Source organism: Acinetobacter sp. T_3_1 (genome assembly GCF_025377055.1).
Classification (GTDB): Bacteria; Pseudomonadota; Gammaproteobacteria; order Pseudomonadales; family Moraxellaceae; genus Acinetobacter; species Acinetobacter kookii.
On sequence record NZ_JACHVD010000004.1, the window covers coordinates 1 to 13,853 of the forward strand.

Here is a 13,853-nt window from a genome sequence, read left to right on the forward strand (position 1 = left end):
AACATGGTGTACTTTAGCAAGTTGTTCAAAATCCTGTCGCACAACAGGTTTAATTAGCTCATGAAATACGGTATTCTGATGTGACAAAACCTGAATCCTGGTCGTTAAAGTGTTTGTTTGCACTCATATTTTAACTGTTAGGACTCAGGTTTTTTTATTTAAAGCAAACTATGGGACAGCAGTGACCCTGGGGTAAGCTTTTTCGTATCTGGAGAATATTAAGAGAGATTAAATATTCACTAGCTCAGAAGTTTTAATATGTTCCAGATAGGCACGGATACGGGTGACATACTGTACCGCTTGGCGGTAACGGCCATTGCTGGCCTTGTTACGCTCTAGATAACTATACAGGTTAACCCAGTTGTTCGGATTTTTACCTTGGGCACGAATACGCTTTTGAATCTGGTCGACTGCACCCGGTCCCATATTATAAGCTACCAGCGCATACCAGTTACGGTCCGGGAAAGGGACATCTGAGAATCGAGTTAGCATCTGGTCGTAATATTTCGCGCCACCTTCAATACTTTGGGTCGGATCGGTTCGGTTACTGACCCCCATGGCTTTGGCTGTGCTGTTGGTCAGCATCATTAAACCGCGAACACCGGTAGGGGAAACAGAATTCGGTTTTAAATACGATTCCTGATAACCGATTGCTGCCAGTAAATGCCAATCTAAATCATATTTAGCAGCGGTATTCTTAAAGCTGGCTTTATAAATCGGCATACGTTGATTTAAATCACGCTGGATACTATCCCATGAATGTTCTTGTACCACATTCTGATTATAGAACGATGCCAATTGGCGAATTGCACCAGACTGTTTACCCTTACAGACAAAGCCACTTGCAGTTTGGGCAAGAGGATCATTTGCATGTTTAAATACCCAGTTGAGTTTGGTATTCAAGCCATTTTGTTGCAAGCTGCTGATATCACCACAGGTTGCTGAAAAAGAAGTTAAACGCTTTTGTTCAATTTCACTGACATTTGCAGTGGTCATGGCAAAGTTGGCTTTACCTTGTGAAACCCATTTCAGTGCCGTGGCATTATCCGGTACGGTTTTAAATACCAGCTTGACATTTAAGCTGTTGGCATAGTTACGCGCCAGGTCATAGCCAAAACCATGCTGGTGCGCGCCATCTTTAAATACGGTGGTCGAATTTTCAACGGAAACAACGGTAAGCTGTTTGCCATTGACCACAGAATCATACTGAAACGACTTACTTGCATTAATACTATGAAACGGAAATAACACGGTGCTAAATGCAAGAATTTTTAACGAGAGAGAAGAAGTTAATGAGTTAAGGCAAAGCCTCGCCCCAGAAGTTGAACTACTGTGCATGTTGTCTCCGCTACAAGTAATTTATGCCCTAAAAAGCAAAGGCAAACAGGCCTCAGACTTTTACTAGTTTGATAAATTCAATAAGGGTTGGGCAGTCATGACGTCATTCAAAATGACATAGGATTAAAGGGAGAATCATGTAGAATTTCTACATAGATTAAAAAATAAACGATTTAAAAACATGCGCGAATAATAAGGGTGAAAAATATACTTGTCAAATTTTGTACGAAACTTTTTGGAAATATGTAACATAACAAATTAATTTTATTGAAGAATTAATTTTATAAACTTTAGTTGTGTGTAAATAGGGGATAGAATAGACCATTCTTGTAAGCAAAATGTAAGCATAACTTCAAAAATTATCATGAAATCTAACTTAATTACACGTGCTGGACATGACAAACTAGTCGCAGAATTACAACATTTATGGCACGAAGAACGACCAGAAATTACCAAAAAAGTGAACTGGGCAGCCAGTCTTGGCGATCGTTCGGAAAATGCTGATTATCAGTACAATAAACAGCTATTACGCAAGATTGACCGTCGGGTCCGTTATCTGGGTAAACGCCTGGAAGAGCTGCGCATTATTGATTTTTCCCCTGAGCAAGAAGGCAAGGTTTATTTTGGTGCCTGGGTGAATATTGAAAATGATGAAGGGGAGCAAAAAACCTTGCGTATCGTCGGTGTGGATGAAATTTATGATCATCATCCACAGCATATTTCCATTGATTCGCCTATGGCGCGCGCGTTATTGGGCAAGCAGGTAGATGATGAAGTAAAAGTATCCACTCCATTGGGTGAAAAACTGTGGTATGTGAATGAAATTCGCTATGAAAAGCCTGAAAATTCAGCAGATTAACAAGTTTTGTTTTTATTTTAAGCGGTTGGTAAGAAAAATATAGAAAAGTATTTGCCAAGTGAGAATTTTATTTATATTATAGCCGCCATTGGAAGCGTGGCAGAGCGGTTTAATGCACCGGTCTTGAAAACCGACGAGGGTGTGAGTCCTCCGTGAGTTCGAATCTCACCGCTTCCGCCAAATATCTAAATAAGCCCTTGTTTTTACAAGGGCTTATTTCTTGTCTGTAGTTTTACCCCTCAACCTACCCCTCATCAAATTTTGGATTGGATTGATTTCTTTTGGTAGTATTTGGAAGATTAAGGAATATAGTTTAATAAGCTGTATTTAAATCTAACTATATTCTTATTCAAGCATTTTTTAATTATAAATATTTTCACTCCCCATTTACTTAGCTTGCTTGACGCTCTACAGCGTGCAGATTATCCTTAACCTGCTGACCTACATCGTCAGCGGGTTTTAGCAGACCCATTTACCTAAGTACACTAAAAAGTCTAACTTTTTGGTGGGTATCCCTACGTACCCCCTCTGCGGCGGAACGGGAGGGGGGACGTCTTCGGACGTGCTGATTTCTTAGGTATCAGTCTGCTAACCCGTCTTCTGTTTCGCCACCATCATTTAGCAGTGATTTGGTGAAACTTCTTTATACCTAAGGAGTACGCCATGTGCTTACATCAAGACTGTCTTTTATATTTCTCTTTTTTTTATGTGTGTGCCCAATCTACACCACAGGGGTAATGTGACCTGATGCTCTGTATTTCATGCGTTGCTGTGTCGATCACTTTCTAAGAATAAAACTTTTTTAAGTACATATTACCGATATGAAGATGAATCTCTCATGCTGTTTTGAGGGGCATAGATTTGTGTGCTTTATCGTCTATAACACTTCAAAAAAACATAGATATTCATTCCAACATTTATGACATGGGGAACACTGTGTCTGATTAAGACCAAGACCAGTGATGCCTATAAAAAAGAGAAAATGATGATGTTTAAAACCTTCCTAAAAACGACCCTGATTTCATCACTACTTGCAGGCGCATCATTGGCGCAGGCAGGCTGGTTTGCACAAGCCAGTGAATCCTACCTTATTCAAGCACGTCATACAGGCGGTGGGGTTTATCAATGTCTTTATAAAACCAATCCTGGCAACCGTGGTTGGCGTAATTTCACGGTGAACTTTCAAGGTGGTTGTCCACGCTTTGTTCACTTTAATGCGCAGAATGGTCAAGTCACTGTGCCCAACTAAATGAGGGGGAACATTCAAATGACCCAAAAAACCATATTGGGCTTGGCGGCAATCTTAGCCCTGACCTTGATCAGCATCGCAGGCTTCTACTTCTTTAGTCCTAAATACGCAACTGAAAAAACGGTTCAAGCCAGTAAGGTCAGCTCTGCACAACTTTTAGAATCCGCCAGTTCAGAGGCAGTATCCACTGAGATTGCAGCAGCAGAAGTGGATGGGATCGATGTCAAAGAATTGACCACGGGAAGCAAAAGTCTGAGTCCATCAGATCATGAGCCTGAGCTACTGAGTTTTGAGTTTGATCAAAACCTTAAGGCTGTGGATACCTTACTGTCGATGCTGCCTTATGATGAACTGCCTGAATTTGAGCAGGACAATATAGACAAGTATCAGCGCTATATCTTTGCCAAAGCCGCAAAAGATACAGGCAAATCAGTGCAAGACTTTAGCTTGCAAGAACATGGCGCACTGGAGTCGGAACAAGCGGGTAATCGCTACTACGTCTATAAATTTGATAACGGCACAGACTGTGAAATCCATTTGGCCAACATTGATTTAAATACAGGCGATTATGGCGTGAGCTATAACTACTGCTAAGGATGAACTTGATGAAGCAACTTTTAAAACCCTTACTCTTCGCAGTGACTACAACGACAGGCATTATGTTGAGTGGCTGTAATGCAGGTCTTGATCCAAACACGTTTACGGTCGAACTCGATGTAATTGATACCAGTAACTGGTATGCCCAAAATCAATCCGCTACGGTATTGACCATCCGTTCCAATATTGCAGAGCCTATCGATGTCAGCCATGTTTCTGTCAATCATGGACAATGTCGTTATGAAGGCTATCGTCGATCATTGGAATATCCGCAGCATTTTAAGATGGGGCAACGTTTAAGACTAAAATTAACAGACTGTAGCTACAGTAATGTGGTGCAGGTTGATGTCGAAACAGATAAAGGCACTGCAAGCTATAGCTTTCAATAGCGACTCTCCTCGACAAAGCAAAATTTAAATCAAACCGTGTCCTCAATGGGCACGGTTTTTTTATGCCCTTCATCCAGCGCTTTGCACTGAATTCATTTCGCAAGGAATACCCATGTCTTTTATTCGATGTCCCTACTGTCAGTCTACGCATGTCAGACAAACCGACTCAGGCAATACGCATGCCAATTATTTTGAGCAACTACAACGTTGTATCTCACCAACACAGATGGCGATGTTGGGGATGCAAGTTGCACGAAAATCAGGCTTTTCACCACTCTTCGGTGCAGCCGTTGGGGTAGTGGTGGGTGGTGTACTGGTGGTGGTGAGTCAGTATGCCTTTGAAAAATACTACAGCAATGCCGAGCAGTATCTCTGTTTGGATTGCCAACAAGCGTTTGCATGGATGCCGTAATCGCATCTCTGACTTTACACGGTTACATCTTTGAATAGATGGATTGTTTAAACCCTTACAGCACATTTCTGCATCTTTACATCTTTCACTTTTATTTGAGGAATAATCAAAATGGCACATCAACTTGAAAACATGGCGTATGTCGGACAAACCCCGTGGCATGGTCTGGGCAATCAACTTAGCCAAAACCAACCGATTGAAGTCTGGGCCAAGCAAGCAGGTATGGACTGGCGCATTGAATCATCCAATGTCAGCTACATGGCTCAAAACTCACGTGGACAAAGCATCATCATGCCGTATGAAGAACAACGGGTACTGTACCGTTCAGATACGCATGCTCCTTTATCGGTGGTGAGTCAGCGTTATCAAGAAGTCCAACCGATGGAAATTCTGGAGTTCTACCGTGATCTGACTGAGCAATCAGGCTTTGAACTGGAAACCGCAGGTGTCCTAAAAGGTGGGAAAAAGTTCTGGGCTTTGGCACGTACAGGACAAACTGCAGAATTGAAAGGTGGGGATGTCAGCAATGGCTATATTCTGCTAGCAACCGCATGTGATGGTACTTTAGCCACCACCGCACAATTCACCAATATCCGTGTGGTGTGCAATAACACCTTAGCGATTGCCTTACGAGGGCAGAGTTCCAATGCAGGCGTGGTCAAAGTACCGCACAGTACTAAGTTTGATGCCGAAAAAGTCAAAGATCAACTCGGTATTTCAGTGAAAACATGGTACGACCATATGTATGAAATGAAACAACTCACCCAACGTAAAGTCACTCAGAAAGAAGCAGCAGCTTATTTTGATGCGGTATTTAACAACAATAGCCTAAGTGCGATGGAACAGGAGGATAACATTATTCAGTACTACCGTAATGTCGCGTCTCAAGCCAATCCACAACCCAATAAAACTGAACCGAATGGACGTGCCATGACCAAAGTCATGAATATGTTTAATGGGCAGGGACGTGGAGCAGACTTATCTTCAGCCAAAGACACCGCCTATGGATTACTTTGCGCGATCACAGAATTTGTCGACCATGAACGTCGTGCGATGAGTACCGATCACCGCCTTGACTCTGCTTGGTTTGGTGCAGGGGCAGCATTGAAACAACGTGGATTGGAACAAGCTTTACACTTGGCTGTTTAAGCTTGATTTAATCTTGAGATTTTATCATCAGGGCATGTGATCAGCACGATCAAGTGTCCTCCTAATCAACGATCCCTCTTTGCCACATCTTTGGATGTGGCTTTTTTTATGCCGTTTTTTAGAACGTATTGAGATGAGGAACATCACATGAACCCAAACATGACCACAACACCAACAGTGCAGCACAGCACTTTAACTACAACCAATTCAATTGCTGTCGTTGATTCAGGACGGCTACATCCACAACCAAGCCCTTCAAAACGTAGTTTAAATGCCAAACGTCTGATCAACACCAAACAACTGGACTATCAGGCATGGCTGGAAGTGCGTAAGCAGGGAATAGGCAGCAGTGATGCCGCAGCCGCCTGTGGCTTGAATCCTTATATGTCGATGCTGGAACTGTGGCTGATTAAAACAGGACGGGTACAGCAGAATATTGATGATGAAAGCTCAGGATATGCACCTTTATATTGGGGTAAGCAATTGGAACCCTTGGTCGCAGAATACTACAGCATGCACACCAACAATAAAGTCCGTCGGGTCAATGCGGTGTTACAGCACCCTGATCCTGACAAAGCCTTTATGTTGGCGAACTTGGATTATGCCGTTGTGGGCAATGAAGACGTGCAAATCCTAGAATGTAAAACCGCAGGGGAATATGGTGCCAAACTGTGGCGAGATGGTGTGCCGTTATACGTGTTGTGTCAGGTACAACATCAACTGGCGGTGACAGGTAAGCACGCGGCACATATTTGTGTGTTGCTATGTGGACAGGAAACCAAAATTTACAAAGTCAGTCGTAATGAAGCTTTGATTGAACAGATCATTCAGGCAGAACGATTATTTTGGGAATGTGTTGAAAATGACGTTCCGCCAGCAGTGGATGCCAGTGAATCGGCAGCCAAAGCTTTACAGCAGCTCTATCCTGAACATACCCCACTCAGCTGTGTTGATCTAACGGAGGTGGAACTTGCTAATGAACTGTTTGATCAGCTGATTGAAGAAAAGAAGCAGGTTGAACAGCATCAAAGCCAGTTTGACCTACTCAAACACCGTGTTCAGGCACTGATGCAGGAACATGAACGTGCTGTATTTCAGCAAGGTTCAGTGACATGGAAGAAGAGCAAGGATAGTATTAGCCTGGACATCAAATCTTTACTTCAGCACCAACCTGAACTCACCCAACAATACCCACTGCAGAAAGCAGGCAGTCGTCGTTTCAACATTTATCACGATTAGCTCAAAACTTAGAGTTAATCACTCAGCAAGAAACAAACTGAAATCCCATACAGCCCTGCATGGGATTTTTTTATGCCGATTTTATTTTAAGCAAACAGTGCAACACTTCTAAACATCTCAACGACAGAGGAATTTCAATATGATTAAAGGTTTAGCAATCACACCACCCATCTTGGGACGGATCAGTATTGGTCGTGTAATAGAAAAGAATGGCAAGCGTCTACCTGAGAAAGACGACCAGTTCACCATTACCAGTCAAATACAAGGTAAGGACGGTTGGATTAAACACCCCTTGGATGAGCAATTACGTAGTCAGGCACCGAATCAAAAGCTGCGTAGCATCCCTGTGCGGATGATCTTCAATGATCCTGAACTCAATCTTCGAGCTGAATATAGTTTATTTGACCGACAGACAGGTCGACCGATTTGTGTGGGGAATGGTCAGACCTGCCAACGCATGACATCACATGGTGTAGAGCAACAACCGTGCCCATCCCCCGACTTATGCCCACTTGGACAAGGCGGGCATTGCAAGCCTTATGGACGCCTGCATGTCAATTTAGGTGAAGCCGATGAGTTTGGGACTTTTATTTTCAGAACTACAGGCTTTAACAGCATTCGCACTTTGGCTGCACGTTTGAATTACTACCATGCAGCATCAGGTGGTTTGTTGTCGTGTTTACCATTGCAGCTCACCTTGCGTGGGAAAAGCACCACCCAAAGCTATCGTCAGCCTGTGTATTACGTGGATCTAACTTTAAGGGAGGGGATTAGCTTGAATGAAGCGATTATTCAGGCGCAGCAAATGGATGAGCAGAGTAAGCAGGTAGGGTTTTATCAGGAAGCTCTAGACTTTATCGCAAGGAAGGGTTTTGGGAATGGACGGATGGAGGTCGATATGGAAGACGGTTTGGATGTGGTTGAGGAGTTTTATCAGCCTGTCGGAGGCCAGCAGATCGAAGAGACTCAGACTGCATTTGATATTCAACAGGGATTGAAAGGATCAGTGACGGCTTTGAATTAAATCGAAAAGGGTTAAATCTTAGATAGTATTGAGAGGGTTAAAAAATTGTTTATTCGTGACTTTATTTCATTCATGATTTTGCTTGACTGATGATATGTCCTCTCAATACTTTAATAAGCATTTCTAATGTACAAAATCAAAATCGTTTTTCTCGATTTTTTTTATGGTTTTAATCATGTTTACATATTTTGAATAATTTTATATCATTGCTAAAAAATCACAATATGATGCCTGATTGTGGTTTTCATCACTCTTTTTTTGCAAGAAGATAGAAGGAGTTCGTTTTAAATCCAACTTTTTGGTTGTGTTTATTTATGGTAAAGTACTTAATTTATTATAAAAAATTATGTACTTGTCCATTAAATGAGCGTATATTCTGTCGTCTACTGTATTCTAAAACTTCATTAAATTTTTCAAGTGAAGTACAACTTAATATATAGGGTTATTCTCATGAGTAAAATTACATACGTTTCTGTTCTTCTTTCAGCCATTTTAGGTACTTCTGTAGCTCAAGCAGCAACAGCTCCTACTCAGACTTTTGAAGTAAAGTTAACGATTAATGAGTCATGTGAATTTAACTCAGCTACAGATATCGATTTTGGAAGTTTGGATCGCTCTACTGATGCTAATAAGTTGCAAACAGGTACATTAACGGCAACTTGTACAATTGGTACTCCTTATAAAGTTGTACTGGATAGTCAACGAAAAATGACTCATGCTAATGATAGTACATCGTTTATCAACTATGATTTATTCCAAGATGCTGGTACTCAAAAAATTTGGGGTGATACAGAGGATGCTGCTTTAGTAAAAACAGGTACAGGCGGAGTAGATAGTCTTACTGTGTATGCAAAACTAAAAGGAAACACCAACGTTAAGGCTGGTGTTTATACTGACACTGTAACTGCTAAAATTCTTTACTAATTTGGTTTTATAACAAGGAGAAGGGGCTATTGAAAACTGTTCTTAAAAAAGTATTGTATGTAAAATTTTTTCATACTTTGACTTTTTCGGCTTTCTTAGTCTCCTCCTTTTCTTTGGCTCAAGCAGCTAGTTTGCAAGTATCCCCAATTTTGGTAGAGTTCACACCTAGCGATAAAGCGAAAGAATTTTGGCTTACAAATACAGGTTCGACCAATATACGTGCTCAAGTGCGTGTACAACAATGGTCTCAACTAAAGAGCCAAGAAACCCTAATCCCAACAAAAGATTTAATTGCTAGTCCGCTTATTACTGAAATTAAGCCTGGCCAAAGACAGTTAGTTCGATTAATCAAGCCTGCCAGTGTAAATATCTCCCAAGAGCAAGCTTTTCGTCTTCTAGTGGATGAATTACCAGATAACTCTCAGCAACAAAATAATTCTGGCCTTAATATACTTTTGCAATATTCAATTCCTGTATTCTATAAGAGTTCTCAGACTTCTAAGATTAATAATGGAGTAACTGCACTTGATAGTATTCAATTTAAATATACGCAAGGGCAGTTTTCAGCAAAAAATCTCTCTAATTCTTATATACGTATAAGCCAGCTTAACTATGTAGCAGCAAACGGGAAAAAAACACCCTTGATTCCCGGCTTAATGGGATATGTTTTAGCAGGTCAAACTATGTCATGGACACTTCCTCAAAAATTACCTGATAATGGGTTAGGAAAATTTCAGGCTGTTATTAATTCCGATATTAAAGAACAAGTATTACCTATTAAAAATAAATAACTTTTTATGATGATGAAAGGTAATTATTGTCATTTAATTTTGTTGGGAATCCTATCTACACAGGAAGTAGAGGCCAATCAAATAAATATTCCTGATTTTAACTCGCCCATTCAGCAAGAGTTATTTTTAGATGTTATTTTGAATCAATCTGATCCTAATGTTCTGGGGCGATTTCTTCAAAAAGATGATCAGCTTTTCGTATTTAAAGATACCCTACAACAACTTAAACTAAATTTACCTACTAATATAAATGCTAGCTCAGCTGAATATTATCTTTTAGAAGATATACCTTTTATAGACTATAATTATGATAGTTTAAATCAAAAAATATATTTTAATGTTGATATTAGAGCTCTAAATAAAATTTCTCAGTATACAGCTTATAATATTATTGAACCCGCAAAACTAGATCCGGTTCAGGATAGGCCGGGAGTTTTATTGAATTATGATTTTTATAGCCAATATTCGGAAGACTATTTTAGTCTTAATGGAACTAACGAATTTCGCTTGTTTGGGTTAGGTGAGGGGGGGATTTTAAGTGTGTCCTCCAACTATAGCTATACGCATACAAATCAAAATTCTGAGTTGAATGCTTTGGTGTTGGATACCTATTGGCAACGTGATTTTCCTGAAAAAATGTTAACAATAAGAATTGGCGATGTGCAATCTAAATCATTAGCCTGGTCTAGATCTACGCGTCTGGGCGGAGTAAGTTTTTCTAAAAATTTTTCTCTCCAACCTTATCAAATCACTACCCCATTAGAATCATTCAAAGGTGAAGTAAGCTTACCTTCTACTGTTGATCTATTTATTAATGGGTTAAAGCAGACAAGTCAACAAGTTGTACCCGGGCAATTTGAAATAGAAACTGTTCCGATTATTACTGGAACAGGACAGGCTCAAGTTATTGTTACGGATATAAATGGACAACAACGAATTTTAAATTTTTCTTTATATGGCACTAATCAGCTTTTGAAGGATAAATTAAGTGATTGGTCTTTTAGTTTAGGCCAAACACGTTTAGCTTACGGTGAACAGTCTTTCAAATATGATGATGATCTTGTGGGGAATGCAAGTTATCGTTATGGTTTAACAAAAGATTTAACTATAGAAAGCCATATAGAATTTGCCCCTGATCTTTATTTAATAGGTGGAGGAGTAATTCAAAGATTAGGGGGGCGGGCTGGTATGCTTAATGCTGCTTACTCATTCAGCGACTATAGGCATTCTAACGAGACTCTTTACCAGTTGGGGTATAGTTGGAATTCTCAATATTTGAATTTCTTTTATAATACAACCCGTCAGTCTGGTCAGTATTATGATATTGCAGGCCTCAATAGTTCTAATTTTCCTAAAAGATCTGATCAGGTTTTTCTAGGCTTTAATAATAGATTAGGTCAATTTGGCACAAGTTATATATATCAAGAATATTCTCCAGCTTCATCGAATGAGTTTATAACATTCAACTGGTCCTATTCGTTTCCTAATAACTATTATCTTAATCTAAGTGCAAATCATGACTTAACTCAAGAAGATACAAGATATTACTTGAGTCTAAATATTCCGCTAGAAAAGAAGCGTACTGTGAATTTTTCTTATCAGCAAGATCAAGAACAGGAAAAACTATCCTTAAACGCACGTCAGGCTATTTCACGTGATGTTGGAGGATGGGGCTGGCAGCTTCAAGCAGACACGGCTAGAGATACACAAAATATTCAGGCTCAGATTGCTCAAATGCATGATTATGGTGAGTGGAACATTGGTTTTCAGGAAGTCAAATCAAAAAACATTTCATCTCGGATAGCCAATAGTGCATTAAGTGGTAGTGTATTGATGATGAATCAAAGTTTTTTTCCAATGCAGCGTTCTTTTGATTCTTTTGCCTTAATTTCAACCTCGCAAATTTCTGATATTCCCGTTAAATTAGAAAATAGATATGTAGGAAAAACGAATAAAAATGGGGAGTTAGTGGTTACTTCCCTAAACCCATATCAAAATAACCGTATTACAATTGATCCATTAGAATTACCTCCAGATTATCATATTGAAACCACAGTCAAGAATGCTGTTCCAAGATATGCGAGTGGAGTATTCCTTGAGTTTCCTATTTCTCAAATATTAGCCATTCAAGCAGTCATTAAACAAGCAAATGGAAATTTCATAAAAGCCGGAACTAATGTTTGGGCTACCGAAGATTTTAATTTAGAAGATACCGGACCTCTTACTATAGTTGCACATGATGGCATGATTTATATTGAGAATCCTAAAGCAAATAAATTCTATTTAAAGCAAAATGATCAGATTTGTAGCTTTGAAATAAAAGACTTAAGTGACCAAAAAGGTATTATTGATTTAGGAGAATTGATATGCGAATAATAAAAAAACCAATGCATTATTATTTATCAATTAAAAATTTCACTTTTATATCCAGTCTCTTTTTAGGTGTAATGCTGGCAGGTGAAACTCAAGCAGCTAAATGTAGAATCTCATCACCCACTACTTTGAATTTCGGCGAAGTTAATATTGGAGGAGGGCGAGCTTTTACTACAGTTGAAGTGGTGTGTGATCCGGAAAATAATGCACCAACAAACTTTAGAGTATGTTTGACAGCAGATAGTTGGTTTTTTAATGAAACAAGACGCTACATCTATAATTTATTCAGCAGTCTGTCATATAACCTTTTTTATGATGCTGGTTACAATAATGTAATTAGAAATCAGCTCAATACATCCGGTTGTTATGATTATAGGGCGACTTCGGGACAAGAAGTGAGAGGTACTATTCCAATATATGGATATTTATACCCTAACCAAAATACTTTTGCAGGAACTTATAGATCCTTAACTTTATCAACAGAAATTTTATATGCATTTGCTCGAGGTAATACTCAACCTACTGATAATAATGTCTTAACTTCTCGTTTAAGTCATTCTGCTAATATGACTGTATTGGCTGATTATGAAAATGCATGTGTTTTACTCTCAGCTAGTGATTTAGACTTTGGACAAATCAGTAATTTATCAACTGAGCTACGTACGAGTGGGCAAATTTCATTGCAGTGTCCAAACCGGGTATCATGGAATGTCAGCTTAAATAATGGGAGATATGCCTCGGGTAGCCAAAGACGTATGTTTAATGGCCGTGATTATATTAATTATGATTTATATTTAGATAGTGGAAGAGCTCAGAAGTGGGATCAATTTACTTTAAGAAAGGGTAGTGGTAATAATAATCCAGAATTTATTCCAGTCTATGGAAGCGTACCAGTACAATCAATTAAAAGTGCAGGCAGCTATCATGACACGATTACTATTACACTCACTTATTAATAGGTTATAGTCGCTATTACGTTATCGCTATAAACACCCGCTGGAACATTTGTCGCACCATCATTAATTTTTGCCCAAATTTTAAAAGCTTGGTCAGTGCCTGTTCCCGTATTTGAGTAAACTGCTTCTGATGAATTCCCCCAAACAGTTTTGAAGCCAGCATCCTGATAGAGTTGATAAGGAATCTGTATAGAGCTGTCTTGAGTGTTTTTCAATACCTTATCACTATGTAAAGCTATTGAGTAAGGTGTATCTTGAGTACAACTAATATTTAAATTACCTGAGCTAGTAACATTATTGGTAGATCTCTGAATAGATCCAAAATCAATTTCTTGAGACTGACTGCTTTGAATTTCACAACGTTCTGTTACAGTGAGTTGCACTTTGAAGTTGGTTGAAGAATTATCATTTATCTGGGTGTAGGCAATTGAAGATAGTAAGATCATGAAACCTAAAGAGTATTTTAATTTTTTCATAATTTATATCCCCAACACTTTAATATTCAACAAGTATTTTTCATACCTAGAATAATACAATTCCCGCAATTCTTCTA

At 39.3% G+C, this 13,853-nt stretch carries 14 protein-coding genes and 1 tRNA gene; 13 read left to right on the top strand and 2 right to left on the bottom strand.

The genetic code is table 11. From position 1 onward, the window contains the following. Positions 1–228: 228 nt before the first annotated feature. Positions 229–1,338, bottom strand: a complete 1,110-nt coding sequence (locus H4I94_RS06405) for a transglycosylase SLT domain-containing protein (protein ID WP_261182440.1) — start codon at positions 1,336–1,338, stop codon at positions 229–231. Positions 1,339–1,702: 364 nt separating this feature from the next. On the opposite strand from H4I94_RS06405, the gene greB reads away from it, so the two are divergent. From greB to H4I94_RS06470, 13 genes are all read left to right on the top strand, one after another. Next, positions 1,703–2,197 carry a transcription elongation factor GreB gene (greB, locus tag H4I94_RS06410; RefSeq protein WP_092818688.1) on the top strand — a complete coding sequence of 165 codons (495 nt, stop codon included), beginning with the start codon at positions 1,703–1,705 and terminating at the stop codon, positions 2,195–2,197. 90 nt (positions 2,198–2,287) lie between these two features. After that, positions 2,288–2,377, top strand: a tRNA-Ser gene (locus H4I94_RS06415). Positions 2,378–3,185: 808 nt separating this feature from the next. After that, complete coding sequence (locus tag H4I94_RS06420; protein WP_104989395.1) at positions 3,186–3,446, top strand: hypothetical protein; 261 nt, start codon at positions 3,186–3,188, stop codon at positions 3,444–3,446. An 18-nt stretch (positions 3,447–3,464) separates the two neighbouring features. After that, a complete protein-coding gene (locus tag H4I94_RS06425) occupies positions 3,465–4,040 on the top strand; it encodes a hypothetical protein (RefSeq protein ID WP_261182443.1) in 576 nt (191 codons plus the stop codon). 11 nt (positions 4,041–4,051) lie between these two features. After that, positions 4,052–4,432: a hypothetical protein gene (locus tag H4I94_RS06430; RefSeq protein ID WP_002058070.1), complete on the top strand. Its 381-nt coding sequence runs from the start codon at positions 4,052–4,054 to the stop codon at positions 4,430–4,432. A 112-nt stretch (positions 4,433–4,544) separates the two neighbouring features. After that, complete coding sequence (locus tag H4I94_RS06435; protein WP_178319491.1) at positions 4,545–4,844, top strand: hypothetical protein; 300 nt, start codon at positions 4,545–4,547, stop codon at positions 4,842–4,844. Between the two features lie 111 nt (positions 4,845–4,955). Beyond that, on the top strand, positions 4,956–5,993 hold the full coding sequence (locus tag H4I94_RS06440; protein ID WP_261182446.1) for a DUF932 domain-containing protein: 1,038 nt from the start codon (positions 4,956–4,958) through the stop codon (positions 5,991–5,993). A 147-nt stretch (positions 5,994–6,140) separates the two neighbouring features. Then, on the top strand, positions 6,141–7,232 hold the full coding sequence (locus H4I94_RS06445) for a YqaJ viral recombinase family protein (RefSeq protein WP_261182448.1): 1,092 nt from the start codon (positions 6,141–6,143) through the stop codon (positions 7,230–7,232). 139 nt (positions 7,233–7,371) lie between these two features. Further along, positions 7,372–8,256, top strand: a complete 885-nt coding sequence (locus tag H4I94_RS06450) for a hydrolase or metal-binding protein (RefSeq protein WP_261182450.1) — start codon at positions 7,372–7,374, stop codon at positions 8,254–8,256. A gap of 450 nt (positions 8,257–8,706) precedes the next feature. After that, the gene (locus H4I94_RS06455) at positions 8,707–9,180 is read left to right on the top strand and encodes a spore coat U domain-containing protein (RefSeq protein ID WP_261182452.1); all 474 of its coding nucleotides are present in this window, start codon (positions 8,707–8,709) and stop codon (positions 9,178–9,180) included. 29 nt (positions 9,181–9,209) lie between these two features. After that, on the top strand, positions 9,210–9,971 hold the full coding sequence (locus H4I94_RS06460; protein WP_261182455.1) for a molecular chaperone: 762 nt from the start codon (positions 9,210–9,212) through the stop codon (positions 9,969–9,971). A 9-nt stretch (positions 9,972–9,980) separates the two neighbouring features. Further along, positions 9,981–12,347: a fimbria/pilus outer membrane usher protein gene (locus H4I94_RS06465; RefSeq protein WP_261182456.1), complete on the top strand. Its 2,367-nt coding sequence runs from the start codon at positions 9,981–9,983 to the stop codon at positions 12,345–12,347. Continuing rightward, positions 12,338–13,300, top strand: coding sequence for a spore coat protein U domain-containing protein (locus tag H4I94_RS06470; protein WP_261182458.1), 963 nt, complete (start codon positions 12,338–12,340; stop codon positions 13,298–13,300). The genes H4I94_RS06465 and H4I94_RS06470 overlap by 10 nt, the downstream gene beginning before the upstream one ends. Here the strand turns inward: H4I94_RS06470 and H4I94_RS06475 are convergent. Continuing rightward, positions 13,297–13,776, bottom strand: coding sequence for a spore coat U domain-containing protein (locus H4I94_RS06475; protein ID WP_005248088.1), 480 nt, complete (start codon positions 13,774–13,776; stop codon positions 13,297–13,299). The two genes, H4I94_RS06470 and H4I94_RS06475, sit on opposite strands and share 4 nt — an antisense overlap. Between the last annotated feature and the right edge of the window lie 77 nt (positions 13,777–13,853).

Bases quoted from the DNA above. Each gene is read 5' to 3' on its own strand.
- H4I94_RS06405 (WP_261182440.1), bottom strand. From the start codon at position 1,338: ATGCACAGTAGTTCAACTTCTGGGGCGAGGCTTTGCCTTAACTCATTA.
- greB (WP_092818688.1), top strand. From the start codon at position 1,703: ATGAAATCTAACTTAATTACACGTGCTGGACATGACAAACTAGTCGCA.
- H4I94_RS06420 (WP_104989395.1), top strand. From the start codon at position 3,186: ATGTTTAAAACCTTCCTAAAAACGACCCTGATTTCATCACTACTTGCA.
- H4I94_RS06425 (WP_261182443.1), top strand. From the start codon at position 3,465: ATGACCCAAAAAACCATATTGGGCTTGGCGGCAATCTTAGCCCTGACC.
- H4I94_RS06430 (WP_002058070.1), top strand. From the start codon at position 4,052: ATGAAGCAACTTTTAAAACCCTTACTCTTCGCAGTGACTACAACGACA.
- H4I94_RS06435 (WP_178319491.1), top strand. From the start codon at position 4,545: ATGTCTTTTATTCGATGTCCCTACTGTCAGTCTACGCATGTCAGACAA.
- H4I94_RS06440 (WP_261182446.1), top strand. From the start codon at position 4,956: ATGGCACATCAACTTGAAAACATGGCGTATGTCGGACAAACCCCGTGG.
- H4I94_RS06445 (WP_261182448.1), top strand. From the start codon at position 6,141: ATGAACCCAAACATGACCACAACACCAACAGTGCAGCACAGCACTTTA.
- H4I94_RS06450 (WP_261182450.1), top strand. From the start codon at position 7,372: ATGATTAAAGGTTTAGCAATCACACCACCCATCTTGGGACGGATCAGT.
- H4I94_RS06455 (WP_261182452.1), top strand. From the start codon at position 8,707: ATGAGTAAAATTACATACGTTTCTGTTCTTCTTTCAGCCATTTTAGGT.
- H4I94_RS06465 (WP_261182456.1), top strand. From the start codon at position 9,981: ATGATGAAAGGTAATTATTGTCATTTAATTTTGTTGGGAATCCTATCT.
- H4I94_RS06470 (WP_261182458.1), top strand. From the start codon at position 12,338: ATGCGAATAATAAAAAAACCAATGCATTATTATTTATCAATTAAAAAT.
- H4I94_RS06475 (WP_005248088.1), bottom strand. From the start codon at position 13,776: ATGAAAAAATTAAAATACTCTTTAGGTTTCATGATCTTACTATCTTCA.